Source organism: Spirillospora sp. CA-294931 (assembly GCF_050946795.1).
GTDB lineage: Bacteria > Actinomycetota > Actinomycetes > Streptosporangiales > Streptosporangiaceae > Spirillospora.
In genome coordinates, this window is sequence record NZ_CP192006.1 from 2,905,402 (window position 1) to 2,919,544 (window position 14,143).

Sequence of the window (14,143 nt, forward strand, 5' to 3'; positions counted from 1 at the left end):
TGACTTTACGCGTGAAGTGAATCGGTGCTACGTTCACTTCATGCGTGAAGTTAACTCGAAGGAGATCACCATGGCTGAGCCGGAGTTCTTCGCCACGCCCGGGTACGGCGACAGGCAGCTGGCCGACATGCACTACAACCAGGCGGTTCGCCTCGGTGACCGGGTCGAGACCTCGGGCCAGGGAGGCTGGGACGACGACTGGAACTTCCCCGAGACCCTTGAGGACGAGATCGTCCAAGCGCTGGACAACATCGAGCGGACCCTCGCCCCGGCGGGCGCCACGTGGCGTGACGTGATCTCCGTGGACTCGTACCACGTCGTCGATTCCAGCGGTCTTATCGAGGAGGCCCACAGTCGCGTCATGGTCGAGCAGCTGCGCGAGCGCATGGGCGACCGCGCGCCCATCTGGACCGCGATCGGCGTCCCGGCCCTCGCCGACCCGAAGATGCGCATCGAGGTCCGCGTCGCAGCCGTCACCGGCTGACCGGGAGCACGGCCGGCGCCCCCCTGGCCTTATCTGCGATTCGTCAGGGGAGGTTCCAGACCTCTGGGAGGCCCTTGGTGGCGCCCTCGGCGGTGTAGTCGTGCACGACGTCGAGGTAGCCGGACATCCGGGCCTGCCAGGCGATGTTGACGGGGAGGTCTTCCAGGGCGGCGATGAGGGACGGGTAGTCGTCGCAGTCGATGACGTGGAAGAGGTCCAGGCCGCTGCGCCAGATGGTCCAGGCGTGGGCTCCGGCGGCGCGGATGGCCCGGGTGAGTTCTTCGGGGACCTCGCGGTGGGCCTGTTCGTAGGCCGCTTCGGTGCCCGGCTTGAGGCGGGTGTGCAGGGCGACGCGCATCAGGCCTCGTCCTCCTCGGCCTGGGTGCGGGCCCAGCCCTCGACGGCGCCGATGTGGACGGCGGCGGCGATGCGGGCGGCCTCGGGGTCGCGGTCGGCCAGGGCGCGGTAGATGGCCTCGTGCTCGCGGAACGTCCGGGCGAAGACGTTCTCCTCCTGGTAGCCGCGCCAGACGCGGGCGCGGAACGTGCGGTTGTTGAGGCCGCCGAGGATCGCCGACAGGACGGGGTTGCCCGCCGCCTCGGTGATCAGCCGGTGGAACTCCATGTCGTGGCCGACGATCTCCTCGGACGTGGTGCCGCGCTCCATGGCGCGCATCTCGGCGCGCAGGAGGGCCAGGCCGTCCTCGGTGATGCGCGCGGCGGCGGTCGAGGCCGCGGCGGGTTCGAGGATCTTGCGGACCTGCACCAGGTGCAGCAGGGTCTGGCCGCGCGAGATCTCCGCGACCGCGCCGAAGGTCTCCAGCAGGTCGCTGGGCTCCAGCTGGGTCACGTAGACGCCCGCGCCGTGGCGGGCCTCCAGGACGCCGAGGACGGTCAGCGCCCGGATGGCCTCCCGCATGGAGCTGCGCGACAGCCCGAGCTCGGCCGCCAGGTCGCGCTCGGTCGGCAGGCGCTGGCCCGGGACGAGCTCGCCCGAGGCCAGCTTGGCCTTGATCTGCTCGATCGCCCGCTCGGTCACGGTCGTCCTGGGCGTGGTCTCTTCGGTCACCCCGATGTCTCCTTTGGTCTGACCAATTAGGGCTAAGTCACAAATAGGTTACAGGGTATTGCCAGCCCACGGGGGTGAAGTGGTCTGATGACTCTATAAGAGATCCGATCACTTGCTCGGATCGGTCCGTGATCGAGGGGGAACGACCCGGTGAAGCTAGTGCGCGTGGGACCCGAGGGCGGTGAGCGGCCCGCGGTTCTGGCTGATGATGGCACGCCGCTCGACCTGTCGGGAATCACCTCCGACATCGACGGGGCCTTCCTGGCGGACGGTCTGGGACGTGCCCGCCGCGCGCTGGAGGCCGGGGACCTGCCCGCCCTCGCGGCCGGACGGGTCGGACCACCGCTGGCGCGTCCCGGCAAGATCGTGTGCATCGGCCTCAACTTCCGCGACCACGCCGAGGAGACCGGCGCCGAGCCCCCGGCCGAGCCGGTGGTGTTCATGAAGGCGCCCAACACGGTCGTGGGGCCGGACGACGGGGTCCGCATCCCGCGCGACAGCGTCAAGACCGACTACGAGGTGGAGCTGGCGGTCGTCCTGGGCGGGCGGGCCCGGTACCTGGAGTCGCCAGAGGCCGCCCGAGAGCTGATCGCCGGATACGCGATCAGCAACGACGTGTCGGAGCGCGAGTTCCAGCTGGAGCGGGGCGGCACGTGGGACAAGGGGAAGTCCTGCGAGACGTTCAATCCGTTCGGGCCCTGGCTGGTGACCGCCGAGGAGGTCTCCGATCCGCAGGATCTCTCGCTGCGGCTGTGGGTGAACGGGGAGCTCCGGCAGGACGGCACCACCAAGAACATGATCTTCGGGGTCGACCATCTGGTCTGGTACCTGAGCCGGTTCATGGTTCTGGAGCCGGGCGATGTGATCAACACCGGGACCCCGGCCGGTGTCGCGCTGGGACGGCCGGGCGAGCCCTACCTGCGGCCGGGCGACGTGGTCGAGGTCGAGATCGACGGGCTCGGACGGCAGCGGCAGGTGGTCTCGTGAAGGTCGCGTCCCTGGTGGTCCATGACGTCCGGTTCCCGACCTCGCGGGAGCTGGACGGGTCCGACGCGATGAACCCCGACCCCGACTACTCGGCGGCCTACGTGGTGCTGCGCACCGATGGGGGCGCCGAGGGGCACGGGTTCTGCTTCACCATCGGGCGCGGCAACGAGGTCTGCGTCGCGGCGATCAGGGCGTTCGCGCCGCTGGTCGAGGGCCGCGAGCTCGACCTGGCCGACCTGGGGGAGTTCTCCCGGCGGCTGCTGCACGACTCGCAGCTGCGGTGGCTCGGGCCGGAGAAGGGGGCCGTCCACATGGCCGCGGCCGCGATCATCAACGCGGCGTTCGACCTGGCCGGGAAGGACGCGGGGCTCCCGGTGTGGCGGCTGCTGGGCGAGATGCCGCCCGAGCAGATCGTCGACCTGGCCGACTGGCGCTACCTGACCGACGCGCTCACGCCCGCGCGCGCTCTGGAGATCCTCAAGGAGGCCGTCCCGGGACGGGAGAAGCGCACCGCCGAACTGCTGGAGACCGGCTACCCGGCCTACACCACCACCCCCGGGTGGCTCGGCTACACCGACGACAAGCTGGTGCGTCTCGCCCGCGAGGCCGTCGCCGAGGGCTTCACCCAGATCAAGCTCAAGGTGGGCGCCGACCTGGACGAGGACGTGCGGCGCCTGCGCCTGGCCCGCGAGGCGGTCGGGCCGGACATCCGGATCGCGGTCGACGCCAACCAGCGCTGGGACGTCGCCCCCGCCATCGAGTGGATGGCGGCGCTCAAGCCGTACGACCCCTACTGGATCGAGGAGCCCACCAGCCCGGACGACGTGCTGGGGCACGCCGCGATCCGCCGGGGCGTGGCACCGGTCAAGGTCGCCACCGGGGAGCACATCGCCAACCGGGTGATGGTCAAGCAGATGCTCCAGGCGGGCGCGATCGACGTTCTGCAACTGGACGCCTGCCGCGTCGCGGGCGTGACCGAGAACGTGGCGATCCTGCTGCTGGCGGCGGCCTTCGGCGTGCCGGTCTGCCCGCACGCGGGCGGCGTGGGTCTGTGCGAGGCCGTCCAGCACCTGTCGATGTTCGACCTGGTCGCGGTGAGCGCGAGCGCCGCGGACCGGGTGATCGAGTACGTCGACCACCTGCACGAGCACTTCGTCGACCCGGTGCGCGTCACCGGCGGGCGCTACGCCGCGCCCACCGCGCCCGGCATGTCCACGCAGATGAAGGCCGCGAGTCTGGCCGCCTACGCCCACCCGCACGGTGAGGTCTGGAGGAAGTAATGGAGTTCGACGGAATCAGGGCGCTGGTGACCGGCGGCGCGTCGGGCATCGGCCTGGCGACCGCGCGGCTGCTGGCCGAGCGCGGCGCGTCGGTGGCCTGCCTGGATCTGGACGCCGCACCCGAGCCCTTCCACGCGGTCAAGGCCGACGTCACCGACGACGCCTCGGTCCGCGCGGCGGTCCAGGACGCCGCCGGACGGCTCGGCGGCCTGGACGTCCTGGTGAACAACGCCGGGATCGGCGCCCAGGGCACCGTGGAGGACAACGACGACGACGAGTGGCGGCGGGTCTTCGACGTCAACGTCCTCGGCATCGTGCGGGTCTCCCGGGCGGCGCTGCCCCATCTGCGCAGGTCGGGCAGTGCGGCGATCGTGAACACCTGCTCGATCGCCGCCACGGCGGGTCTCCCGGAGCGGGCCCTGTACTCGGCGACCAAGGGGGCCGTACAGTCGCTCACCCTGGCGATGGCCGCGGACCATCTGCGCGAAGGCATCCGGGTGACCTGCGTGAACCCCGGAACGGCCGACACTCCGTGGATCGATCGCCTGCTGGAGCGGGCCGACGATCCCGAGGCCGAGCGGGTGGCGCTCAACGCCCGCCAGCCCAGCGGGCGGCTGGTCGCACCGGAGGAGGTCGCCGCGGCGATCGCCTACCTGGCCAGCCCGCTCGCGGCCGCCACGACCGGCACCGCCCTGGCGGTCGACGGCGGAATGCAGGGACTGCGCCCGCGGCCCCGTCCCTGATCCCACCCCATCCGAGGAGAAGGCAATGATGATCAGTATGAAGATCGTGACCGGGGCCGCCGCCGCGCTGACCGCCGTCCTGCTGGCGGGCTGCGGCAGCACGTCCGACTCCGGCGGGGGAGCCGCCCCGGCCGGGGACGGCAAAGGAGGCAAGGTGGGCGTGGACCTGCCGCTGCTGACCTCGCCGTTCTGGCAGGCGTACAACAACTACGTGCCGCGGATGGCCAAGAAGGAGGGCGTGGACGCCCTTCCCACGGTCAACTCCAACTCCGACCCGACGCAGCAGATCACCGACATCAACAACCTGCTGAACCAGAACGTCCGGGGCCTGGTCGTGGCGCCGCTCGACAGCGCCGCGATCGTCGCGGGGCTCAACCAGGCCGAGCGCAAGGGCGTCCCGGTGGTGGCGGTGGACGTCGCGCCCGACAAGGGCAAGGTCGCGATGGTGGTGCGGGCCGACAACCGGGCCTACGGCGAGAAGGCGTGCGAGTACCTCGGCAAGACCGTCAAGGAGGGCAAGGTCGTCCAGATCCAGGGCGATCTGGCCTCGGTGAACGGACGCGAGCGCTCCGAGGCGTTCCGGACGTGCGTCAAGACCAAGTACCCCAAGGTCAAGGTGCTGGAGATCCCGGCCGAGTGGAAGTCGGAGAAGGCCGCGTCCGGGCTGGACAGCCTGCTGAACGCCAACCCCGATCTCAAGGGCATCTACATGCAGGCCGGCGGGGTCTACCTGGCCCCGACGCTCCAGGCGCTCAAGAGCAAGAAGATGCTGCACAAGGCGGGCGACCCCAAGCACATCGCGATCGTCTCCAACGACGGCATCCCGCAGGAGTTCGCGGCGATCCGCGCCGGGGAGATCGACGCGACCGTCTCGCAGCCCGCCGACGCCTATGCGCAGTGGGGCATGTACTACATCAAGGCCGCGATGGCCGGGAAGACGTTCCAGCCGGGGAAGACCGATCACGGCAGTGAGATCGTCAAGCTTCCCAGCGGCATCCTGGAGGACCAGCTCCCCGCTCCGCTGGTCACCAAGGACAACGTCGACGACAAGTCGCTGTGGGGGAACACGGTGGGCAAATGACCGAGGCGGAGAGCGGCGTCCCGCTGGCCGAGGCGCGCGGGGTGAGCAAGCGCTTCGGTTCGACGGTGGCGCTGGCCGACGCCCGGCTGCGGGTCATGCCGGGCGAGTCGCACGCGCTGGTGGGACGCAACGGCGCGGGCAAGTCCACGCTGGTCAACGTCCTGACCGGGATCTTCCCGCCGGACGCGGGCGAGGTGCGCTTCGACGGCGAGCCCGCGCCCTCGCCCGGCGACCGCGACGGCTGGCGCGCCCGGGCCGCCTGCGTCTACCAGAAGTCGACGATCATCCCCGAGCTGACCGTCGCCGAGAACCTGTTCATCAACCGGCAGCCCGGCTCGCGCGGCGTCATCGGGTGGAAGCGGATGCGCCGCGAGGCCGCCGACCTGCTGGCGGCCTGGGACGTCGGCGTCGACCCGTCGGCCGAGGCGGGCGACCTCAGCGTCCAGGACCGCCAGTTCGTCGAGATCGCCCGCGCGCTCTCGTTCGGCGCGCGGTTCATCATCCTGGACGAGCCGACCGCCCATCTCGACAACGCCGAGATCGAGCGGCTGTTCACCCGGATGCGCGGCCTTCAGGAGTCGGGGGTGACGTTCCTTTTCATCTCCCACCACCTCCAGGAGGTCTACGAGGTCTGCCAGACCGTCACGGTCTTCCGCGACGCCCGCTGGATCGCCACCGAGCCGGTGTCCGGGCTGCCGCGCGACGCGCTGGTCGAGGCGATGACCGGCGAGGCGGCCGAGCTGGGCCGCAGCACCGGCCATCGCGAGCCGGTGACCTCGCAGGTCAGGCTGGAGGTGACCGGTCTTTCGGACGGGGCCTTCCAGGACGTGAGCCTGCGGGTGCGGCGCGGCGAGGTCATCGGGCTGGCCGGGTCCAGCGCCAGCGGCAAGGTCGAGCTGGCCGAGACCCTGGTCGGCCTGCGCAGGCCGAGGGCGGGCCGGGCGACGCTGGACGGGACGCCGGTGCCCTTCGGCGACGTCCGCCGGGCCGTCCGGGCGGGCATCGGGTTCGTCCCGCGCGACCGGCACCGCCAGGGCCTGGTCCCCGAGCTGTCGGTGGGCGAGAACGCCACCATGGCCATCGCCGGGCGGCTCGGCCCGTACGGCGTGGTCGCGCCCAAGCGGCTGCGCGCGGCGGCGAACGGGTCCATCGCCGACCTCGACATCAAGACCTGGGGGCCCGAGCAGCCGGTGAACGGGCTGTCGGGCGGCAACCAGCAGAAGGTCGTCATGGCCAGGGCGCTGGCCGTCGAGCCCCGGCTGCTGGTCCTGATCAACCCCACCGCCGGGGTCGACGTGAAATCCAAGGAGGCGCTGCTCGGCGTGGTCGACCAGATCCGCCAGCGCGGCACCTCCGTGATCATCATCTCCGACGAGCTGGACGACCTGCGGCCCTGCGACCGGGTCCTGGTCTTCTTCCACGGGCGCGTCACCGCCGAGCACGCGGCGGGCTGGAACGACCACGAGCTGGTCGCCTCGATCGAGGGGGTCTCCCAATGACCGACACCATGGCCAAGCCCCTGGCCAGGGCCGAGCGGCCCGCCGCCGCGGCCGCGGCGCTGCGCAGGCTGCGCGAGTTCGCCCTCGTCCCGGCGCTGGTCGCGCTGGTGGTGCTGGGCGCGGTGGTCAACGACAGCTTCCTGACCGAGCGCAACATCATCAGCATCCTGGGCGCCTCGGCCGCGCTGGCGCTGGTCGTGCTGGCCGAGTCGCTGATCCTGATCACCGGGAAGATCGACCTGTCGCTGGAGTCGACGGTCGGGATCGCGCCCGGCCTGGGCGCCCTGCTGGTGATCCCGGCGGCGTCGGCCGGGTTCGGCACCGAGCTGCCCACGTTCGCCGGCATCCTGGCGATCTTCGTGGTGGGCGGGCTGATCGGGGCCTTCAACGGCTTCCTGTCGGTCAAGCTCCGGCTGAACGCCTTCATCGTGTCGCTGGCCATGCTCATCGTCCTGCGCGGCCTGCTGACCGGCGCGACCGAGGGCAAGACGCTGTTCGACATGCCCGAGCCGTTCTTCTCCATCGCGACCACGACGTTCCTGAAGCTGCCGATGTCGGTCTGGCTGGCGGCGGTCGCGTTCGGCGTGGCCGGGTTCTTCCTGCGCTACCACCGCATGGGCCGGGCGCTCTACGCGATCGGCGGCAACGCCGAGGCGGCCCGCGCGGCGGGAATCCGGGTCGAGCGGGTGACCTGGGCCGTCTACACGATCGCGGGCGTGCTAGCCGCGGCGGCGGGGCTGTGCCTCACCGGGTACGTCGGCGCCATCAACGCCAACCAGGGCCAGAACATGATCTTCACGGTGATGGCGGCGGCCGTGATCGGCGGGATCTCGATGAACGGCGGCAAGGGCACGATGACCGGGGCGATCACCGGTGTGCTGCTGCTCGGCGTGGTCGACAACCTGCTGACGCTCGCCCAGGTCGCCTCCTTCTGGAAGCAGGCCATCTACGGCGGGATCATCCTGGTCGCCCTGGTCATCTCCCGCGTGACGTCGGGGCGGGCGCAGGAGTGATGACCTCGCTGAAGGTGGACGAGGCCCGGCGGCTCGGGCGATCGGACGTGAGCGTCAGCGCGCTGGCGTTCGGCGCCGCGCCCATCGCCGGGCTCTACACGCCCCTGCCCGCGGCGGTGGGGGAGCGGACCGCGCGGATGGCGCTGGCCCGGGGGATGACCTACGTCGACACCGCTCCCCATTACGGGGCGGGGACGTCGGAGACGCGGCTCGGCGCCGTCCTCGCGGGCGTTCCCCGCGACTCGTTCACGATCTCCACCAAGGTCGGGCGGCTGCTGCGCCCCCGGCAGCCGTACGAGTCGCCGGACGACGCGGGCTTCCCCGGCGAGCCCCCGCTCAAGCGCGAGTGGGACTTCGGAGCCGACGGGATCCGCCGGTCGCTGGAGGGCTCGCTGGAGCGGCTCGGCCTGGACCGGGTCGACATCGTCTACCTGCACGACCCCGACGACCACGAGGAGCAGGTGTACGCCGAGGCGTACCCGGCCCTGGCCGACCTGCGCGACCAGGGCGTCATCGGGGCGATCGGCGCCGGGATGAACCAGTCGGCGATGCTCGCGCGGTTCGTCCGGCGGCTCGATCTGGACGCGGTGCTGTGCGCGGGCCGCTACACGCTGCTGGACCACTCGGCGCTGGCCGGCCTGCTGCCCGCCTGCGCCGAGCGCGGCACCTCGGTGGTGATCGGCGGCGTCTACAACTCCGGCCTGCTCGCGGGCGGGACGACGTTCGACTACGCCCCCGCCCCGGCCGAGGTCCGCGACCGGGTGACGCGGCTGCGGCGGGTCTGCCGGGCGCACGGCGTGCCATTGCGCGCCGCCGCGCTGCGCTTCCCGTTCGGCCACCCGGCCGTGGCGAGCGTGCTGCCCGGCTGCCGCACCCCCGACGAGGTCGAGGACAACGCCGCGATGTTCGAGCGGGACGTCCCGGCGGCCCTGTGGTCCGACCTCCTGGACGCGGGCCTGCTGCCCGCCGGAACCCCGGTGCCCGAATGACGAGGACAGGGATGTTCGACGCTCACCACCACCTCTGGGACACCTCCGTCCGCGACTACGCCTGGATGGACGGCCCGTGGGCCGACCCGCTGCGCGGCCGGTTCGACGTCGGGCGCTACCGGGACGAGGCCGCGCCCGACGGGTCGATCGCCGTCCAGGCCCTGCACAGCGAGGACGAGACGCGCGAGCTGCTGGCGGCGGGCGCCCCGGTGGCCGGGGTCGTCGGCTGGACCGACCTCACCGCGCCCGGTGTGGCCGACGCCCTGGCGGCCCTGCCGGACGGCCTGGTCGGCATCCGGCACCAGGTCCAGGACGAGCCCGACCCGGGCTGGCTGCTGCGCGACGACGTCCGCCGTGGCCTGCGCGCCGTGGGGGAGGCGGGCCTGGTCTACGACCTGCTGGTGCGGCCGCCGCAGGCGGACGCGGCGCTCGACACCGTCCGCGCCCTGCCTGGTGTCATGTTCGTCCTCGACCACGCGGGCAAGCCCGACATCGCGGGCGGCGCCTGGGACCCGTGGGCGGGCTGGATCACCGCGCTGGCCGCGCTGCCGAACGTCACCGTCAAGCTGTCCGGCCTGGTCACCGAGGCCGCGCCCGGCTGGCGGGACGGCGACGTCCTGCCCTACGCGCGGCACGTGCTGGACGCGTTCGGCCCGTCCCGGCTGATGTACGGTTCGGACTGGCCGGTCTGCACGCTGGCCGCCGCCCACGCTCGGGTCGCCGCGCTCGCCCAGAGCGCCGTCGCGGGGCTGTCACCGCACGAGCGCGACCAGGTCTTCGGCGGCACGGCCCGCCGCGTCTACGGCATCGAGGGGTGAGGGTGCGCGTCGCTCTCTTCGTGACCTGCGTCAACGACACGCTGTTCCCCGGCACCGGCCGCGCCACGGCCCGGCTGCTGGAGCGGCTGGGCTGCGCGGTGGAGTTCCCGCCCGCGCAGACCTGCTGCGGGCAGATGCACTTCAACACCGGCTACCGCGACGGCGCCGAGCCGCTGGCCCGGCGGTTCGCCGAGGTGTTCGGCGGCTACGACGCCGTGGTCGTCCCGTCCGGGTCGTGCGCGGCGATGGTGCGCGAGTGGTACCCCACGCTCGGCGTGGAGCCGCCGACCGGGGTCTACGAGCTGTCGGAGTTCCTGGTGGACGTGCTGGAGGTGGTCGATGTCGGCGCGTACTTCCCGCACACGGTCACCTACCACCCGACCTGCCACTCGCTGCGGTCGCTGCGCGTCGGGTCGCGGCCCGAGCGGCTGCTGTCGGCGGTGCGCGGGCTCGAACTGCGCCCGCTGGGCGAGGCCGAGGAGTGCTGCGGCTTCGGCGGGACGTTCTCGGTGAAGAACCCGGCGGTCTCGGCGGCCATGTGCGCCGACAAGGTCGGCCACGTGCTGGCCACCGGCGCCGAGGTGCTGTGCGCCGCCGACAACTCCTGCCTGATGCACATCGGCGGGACGATGCGGCGCCAGCGTGCCGGGGTGCGCGTGCTGCACCTGGCCCAGATCCTGGAGGCGACCGGATGAGCGGCACGTTCGTCGGGATGCCCGCCTTCCCCCGGGCGGCCGCCATGGCGGTCGGCGACTCCCAGCTCCGGCACAACCTGCACAAGGCCACCCGCACCATCCGGGGCAAGAGGGCCGCCATGGTGGCCGAGCAGCCCGACTGGGACGAGCTGCGCGAGGCCGGAGCGGCCATCAAGGACAGGGTGCTGCGGCGCCTGGACGTCTACCTGGAACAGCTCGAAGAGAACGTCGTCGCGGCGGGCGGGCACGTGCACTGGGCCGCCGACGCCGCCGAGGCCAACCGGATCGTCACCGACCTCGTCCGCGCCACCGGCGAGACCGAGGTCGTCAAGGTCAAGTCGATGGCCACCCAGGAGATCGGGCTCAACGAGGCGCTGGCCGAGTCGGGGATCACGGCCTACGAGACCGATCTGGCCGAGCTGATCGTCCAGCTGGGCGACGACCGTCCCTCGCACATCCTGGTCCCGGCCATCCACCGCAACCGGGCCGAGATCCGCGAGATCTTCCGCCGCTCGATGTCGGAGTGGGGGCGTCCGGCCCCCGAGGAGCTGTCCGACGACCCCGCCGAGCTGGCCGAGGCGGCCCGCCTGCACCTGCGTGAGCGGTTCCTGGCGGCCAAGGTCGGCGTCTCGGGCGCCAACTTCGCGGTCGCCGAGACCGGGACGCTGGTCGTGCTGGAGTCCGAGGGCAACGGCCGGATGTGCCTGACCCTGCCCGAGACGCTCATCTCGGTGGTGGGCATCGAGAAGGTCGTGCCGACCTGGCGCGACCTGGAGGTCTTCCTCCAGACGCTGCCGCGCTCCTCGACCGGCGAGCGGATGAACCCCTACACCTCCACCTGGACGGGCTCGGCCGAGGGCCAGGACTTCCATCTGGTCCTGCTCGACAACGGCCGCACCGACGTCCTGGCCGACGAGGTGGGACGGCAAGCGCTGCGCTGCATCCGCTGCTCGGCCTGCCTGAACGTCTGCCCCGTCTACGAGCGGGCCGGAGGCCACGCCTACGGCTCGGTCTACCCGGGCCCGATCGGGGCGATCCTGACCCCACAGCTGCGCGGCCTCTCGTCCCCGTTGGACGAGTCTCTCCCGTATGCCTCGACGTTGTGCGGCGCCTGCTACGACGTCTGCCCGGTGGCGATCAACATCCCGGAGGTCCTGCTCGACCTGCGCGCCAAGGTCGTCCGGGGCGGCGGCCACCGGGCCGAGCGCCTGACCATGGCCGCCGCGGCCCGCGTCCTCGGCTCGCCCGCCCTGCTCGCGGCCGCCCAGCGGACGGCGGGCCGCTTCCGCCGCCTGACTCCCCGCCGCCTCCCCGGGCCCCTGGCCGCCTGGACCGACACCCGCGACATCCCCGCGCCCCCGCCCGAATCGTTCCGGCAGTGGTGGGAGAGGAACCGATGAGCTCGCGCGACCTCGTCCTGGCCCGCGTCCGCGCCGCCCTCGCCGGAGTGACCGACGACGAGGTGGAGGTTCCCCGCGACTACCAGGTGTCACGGACGGGCGGCGACCTGGTCGAGCTGCTGGTCGACCGGCTGCTCGACTACGGCGCGGTCGTCCACCGGGGCGGCCCGGTCGCCGCGCGGCTGGACGGCTGGGGCGTGGTCGCGGTTCCGCCCGGCCTTCCGGCCGAATGGGTCGAGGGCATCCCGACGGCGCGGGAGCCGCTGACACCCGCCGCGCTCGACGCCCTCGACGGCGTCGTCACCGGCTGCGCCGTCGCGATCGCCGAGACCGGCACCCTGGTTCTGGACGCCTCGGCGGGGCAGGGCCGCCGCGCTCTGACGCTCGTCCCCGACCGCCACCTGTGCGTCGTGCGGTCGGACCAGATCGTCCGGACGGTGCCCGAGGCGCTCGGCCGCCTCGACCCGGCGCGCCCGCTGACCTGGATCAGCGGCCCGTCGGCCACCAGCGACATCGAGCTCGACCGGGTCGAGGGCGTCCACGGCCCCCGCACCCTGGAGGTCGTCCTCCTCGGTTAGGCGACGCTCCCGGGCACCGGGTCGCGCGCCGCGCGAAGCCAGCCCGAGGAGAGGCACCCGGCCGCCACGACCCCGGCCGCGGCACACAGGGCGATGGCGGCTCCAGGGCCCAGCTGGTCGGCGATGTAGCCCCCGGCCAGGATCCCGATGCCCTGGGAGGCGAGCAGGCCGCCGGATCCCAGACCGATGGCCTGCCCGCGCTCGGACACCGGCACGAGCCGCACGAACAGGGGCTGGACCACCGACATGTAGCAGGAAAGCAGACCCGTCAAGGCGAGCAGCGTCAACGCCGTCGCGAGGCCGGGCCGGGCCAGGAACACGACCAGGGGCAGGCCGCACGCGATGGCCAGCGGGGTGAGAAGGCGGACGCGCCATGCCGGGGCGACGCAACGGATGATCAGGAACGTGCCCAGGGCGGCGGCGATCGGGTCGGCCGCCATCAGGAAGCCCACCGCCGTCGTGCCCGCCCCGATCTGGTCCGCGTAGGGCGCGGCCAGCGCCTCGGGCACGACGAAGAAGCCGTAGAGCCAGCTGAGCGCCATCAGGTAGCGCAGGCGCCGGTCGGTCCAGACGAGCCGGGCCGAACGGCGCGCGGATCCGATCAGCGAGGCGCGCACGGCGCCGGTGGAGACGGCGGGCCGCCACTCCAGCACGGCCCGGAGGACGACGGCGGAGAGCGCGAAGGTCGCGGCGTTCACCGCGAACGCCCGGTGGGGCCCGAACGCCGCCACGAGCGCGCCGCCCGCCCCGAAGCCCGCGAGCTGGACGGCCTGCTGGCTCATGTTCATGATGCCCAGGCCCACCGGGTAGCGGTCGCCCGGAAGGATCGCGGGCAGCGTGGCCAGGCGCGCGGCGTTCGACGGCGCGCTGATCAGGACCGTGATGACGACGAGCGCCGCGGTCCAGGGCAGCGGCGTGCCGGGCACGGCCATCAGCAGCCCGGCCCCGGCGCGGAGCGCGTCGCCGGTGACCAGGACCGTCCGCAGCGGATGCCGGTCGGCCAGGCCCGACAGCAGCGGGCCGCCCACCAGCGCCGGAACGAACGTCAGCGCGTAGGCGGCGGCCGTCGTGGAATGCGACCCGGTCCGGGTGAACACCAGCACGGCCAGGGCCACGCGGGCCAGCTGGTCGCCCGCCAGCGAGACCGAGTAGCAGAGCCACAGCGTGCGGAACTCGCGCACCGCCAGAACTTCGGAGACCGTCGCCCGAGGTTCGCTTTCACCGCTCATCCCGCGCCCTCTCCGACCCGTTCCCGTGCTCGCGATCGATTCCCGCTCGCAAAAGATGCTCGGCCGTGAATTCGGCCGAGCATCCCGTCTCCTGTCACCGAAGACGATCTCACCAGTCGCGGCTGCTCATGGGGACCTCCTCTCGCCCACGCGGGGGAAACGCCCTAGGTGGATCAGTACTCGCGGTTACGCATTTCCTCACCTCCATCCGGCGGCCGTCAATAAAGGCAATCGTCAATGCCGGTTCGGTCAAGACTGGCAGGGCGGATGATCATGTGG

Annotated in this window: 15 protein-coding genes; 12 read left to right on the forward strand and 3 right to left on the reverse strand. The window is 72.3% G+C overall.

What is annotated here, in order from left to right; translation table 11 throughout:
* Positions 1–70 precede the first annotated feature (70 nt).
* Complete coding sequence (locus ACQPY4_RS12970) at positions 71–484, forward strand: Rid family hydrolase (protein ID WP_433335865.1); 414 nt, start codon at positions 71–73, stop codon at positions 482–484.
* Positions 485–527: 43 nt separating this feature from the next.
* Here ACQPY4_RS12970 and ACQPY4_RS12975 read toward each other — a convergent pair whose 3' ends face one another.
* A complete protein-coding gene (locus ACQPY4_RS12975) occupies positions 528–842 on the reverse strand; it encodes an L-rhamnose mutarotase (RefSeq protein WP_433335867.1) in 315 nt (104 codons plus the stop codon).
* Positions 842–1,552, reverse strand: a complete 711-nt coding sequence (locus ACQPY4_RS12980) for a FadR/GntR family transcriptional regulator (RefSeq protein ID WP_433335869.1) — start codon at positions 1,550–1,552, stop codon at positions 842–844. Before ACQPY4_RS12980 ends, ACQPY4_RS12975 begins: the two co-directional genes overlap by 1 nt.
* Before the next feature lie 150 nt (positions 1,553–1,702).
* Between ACQPY4_RS12980 and ACQPY4_RS12985 the strand changes: the two genes are divergently transcribed.
* From ACQPY4_RS12985 to ACQPY4_RS13035, 11 genes are read left to right on the forward strand one after another with little or no spacing between them, the layout of a single operon-like run.
* Entirely contained in the window at positions 1,703–2,539 is an 837-nt protein-coding gene (locus tag ACQPY4_RS12985) for a fumarylacetoacetate hydrolase family protein (RefSeq protein WP_433335871.1), read from the forward strand.
* Positions 2,536–3,819 (forward strand): enolase C-terminal domain-like protein, encoded by a 1,284-nt coding sequence (locus tag ACQPY4_RS12990; RefSeq protein ID WP_433335873.1) that lies wholly within the window; start codon positions 2,536–2,538, stop codon positions 3,817–3,819. The genes ACQPY4_RS12985 and ACQPY4_RS12990 overlap by 4 nt, the downstream gene beginning before the upstream one ends.
* Entirely contained in the window at positions 3,819–4,562 is a 744-nt protein-coding gene (locus ACQPY4_RS12995) for an SDR family NAD(P)-dependent oxidoreductase (RefSeq protein ID WP_433335875.1), read from the forward strand. The genes ACQPY4_RS12990 and ACQPY4_RS12995 overlap by 1 nt, the downstream gene beginning before the upstream one ends.
* A 25-nt stretch (positions 4,563–4,587) precedes the next feature.
* Positions 4,588–5,643, forward strand: coding sequence for a sugar ABC transporter substrate-binding protein (locus ACQPY4_RS13000; protein ID WP_433335877.1), 1,056 nt, complete (start codon positions 4,588–4,590; stop codon positions 5,641–5,643).
* The gene (locus ACQPY4_RS13005; protein ID WP_433335879.1) at positions 5,640–7,142 is read left to right on the forward strand and encodes a sugar ABC transporter ATP-binding protein; all 1,503 of its coding nucleotides are present in this window, start codon (positions 5,640–5,642) and stop codon (positions 7,140–7,142) included. The genes ACQPY4_RS13000 and ACQPY4_RS13005 overlap by 4 nt, the downstream gene beginning before the upstream one ends.
* Entirely contained in the window at positions 7,139–8,155 is a 1,017-nt protein-coding gene (locus ACQPY4_RS13010; protein WP_433335881.1) for an ABC transporter permease, read from the forward strand. Before ACQPY4_RS13005 ends, ACQPY4_RS13010 begins: the two co-directional genes overlap by 4 nt.
* Entirely contained in the window at positions 8,155–9,144 is a 990-nt protein-coding gene (locus ACQPY4_RS13015) for an aldo/keto reductase (RefSeq protein ID WP_433335883.1), read from the forward strand. Before ACQPY4_RS13010 ends, ACQPY4_RS13015 begins: the two co-directional genes overlap by 1 nt.
* A gap of 11 nt (positions 9,145–9,155) precedes the next feature.
* Positions 9,156–9,962 carry an amidohydrolase family protein gene (locus tag ACQPY4_RS13020; protein ID WP_433335885.1) on the forward strand — a complete coding sequence of 269 codons (807 nt, stop codon included), beginning with the start codon at positions 9,156–9,158 and terminating at the stop codon, positions 9,960–9,962.
* A 2-nt stretch (positions 9,963–9,964) separates the two neighbouring features.
* Positions 9,965–10,657: a (Fe-S)-binding protein gene (locus tag ACQPY4_RS13025; RefSeq protein ID WP_433335887.1), complete on the forward strand. Its 693-nt coding sequence runs from the start codon at positions 9,965–9,967 to the stop codon at positions 10,655–10,657.
* A complete protein-coding gene (locus ACQPY4_RS13030; protein ID WP_433335889.1) occupies positions 10,654–12,057 on the forward strand; it encodes a LutB/LldF family L-lactate oxidation iron-sulfur protein in 1,404 nt (467 codons plus the stop codon). Before ACQPY4_RS13025 ends, ACQPY4_RS13030 begins: the two co-directional genes overlap by 4 nt.
* Positions 12,054–12,635 carry a LutC/YkgG family protein gene (locus tag ACQPY4_RS13035; RefSeq protein ID WP_433335891.1) on the forward strand — a complete coding sequence of 194 codons (582 nt, stop codon included), beginning with the start codon at positions 12,054–12,056 and terminating at the stop codon, positions 12,633–12,635. Before ACQPY4_RS13030 ends, ACQPY4_RS13035 begins: the two co-directional genes overlap by 4 nt.
* Here ACQPY4_RS13035 and ACQPY4_RS13040 read toward each other — a convergent pair.
* Positions 12,632–13,864, reverse strand: a complete 1,233-nt coding sequence (locus ACQPY4_RS13040) for an MFS transporter (RefSeq protein WP_433335893.1) — start codon at positions 13,862–13,864, stop codon at positions 12,632–12,634. The two genes, ACQPY4_RS13035 and ACQPY4_RS13040, sit on opposite strands and share 4 nt — an antisense overlap.
* Positions 13,865–14,143 lie beyond the last annotated feature (279 nt).

Bases quoted from the DNA above. Each gene is read 5' to 3' on its own strand.
- ACQPY4_RS12970 (WP_433335865.1), top strand. From the start codon at position 71: ATGGCTGAGCCGGAGTTCTTCGCCACGCCCGGGTACGGCGACAGGCAG.
- ACQPY4_RS12975 (WP_433335867.1), bottom strand. From the start codon at position 842: ATGCGCGTCGCCCTGCACACCCGCCTCAAGCCGGGCACCGAAGCGGCC.
- ACQPY4_RS12995 (WP_433335875.1), top strand. From the start codon at position 3,819: ATGGAGTTCGACGGAATCAGGGCGCTGGTGACCGGCGGCGCGTCGGGC.
- ACQPY4_RS13000 (WP_433335877.1), top strand. From the start codon at position 4,588: ATGATGATCAGTATGAAGATCGTGACCGGGGCCGCCGCCGCGCTGACC.
- ACQPY4_RS13005 (WP_433335879.1), top strand. From the start codon at position 5,640: ATGACCGAGGCGGAGAGCGGCGTCCCGCTGGCCGAGGCGCGCGGGGTG.
- ACQPY4_RS13010 (WP_433335881.1), top strand. From the start codon at position 7,139: ATGACCGACACCATGGCCAAGCCCCTGGCCAGGGCCGAGCGGCCCGCC.
- ACQPY4_RS13015 (WP_433335883.1), top strand. From the start codon at position 8,155: ATGACCTCGCTGAAGGTGGACGAGGCCCGGCGGCTCGGGCGATCGGAC.
- ACQPY4_RS13020 (WP_433335885.1), top strand. From the start codon at position 9,156: ATGTTCGACGCTCACCACCACCTCTGGGACACCTCCGTCCGCGACTAC.
- ACQPY4_RS13030 (WP_433335889.1), top strand. From the start codon at position 10,654: ATGAGCGGCACGTTCGTCGGGATGCCCGCCTTCCCCCGGGCGGCCGCC.
- ACQPY4_RS13035 (WP_433335891.1), top strand. From the start codon at position 12,054: ATGAGCTCGCGCGACCTCGTCCTGGCCCGCGTCCGCGCCGCCCTCGCC.
- ACQPY4_RS13040 (WP_433335893.1), bottom strand. From the start codon at position 13,864: ATGAGCGGTGAAAGCGAACCTCGGGCGACGGTCTCCGAAGTTCTGGCG.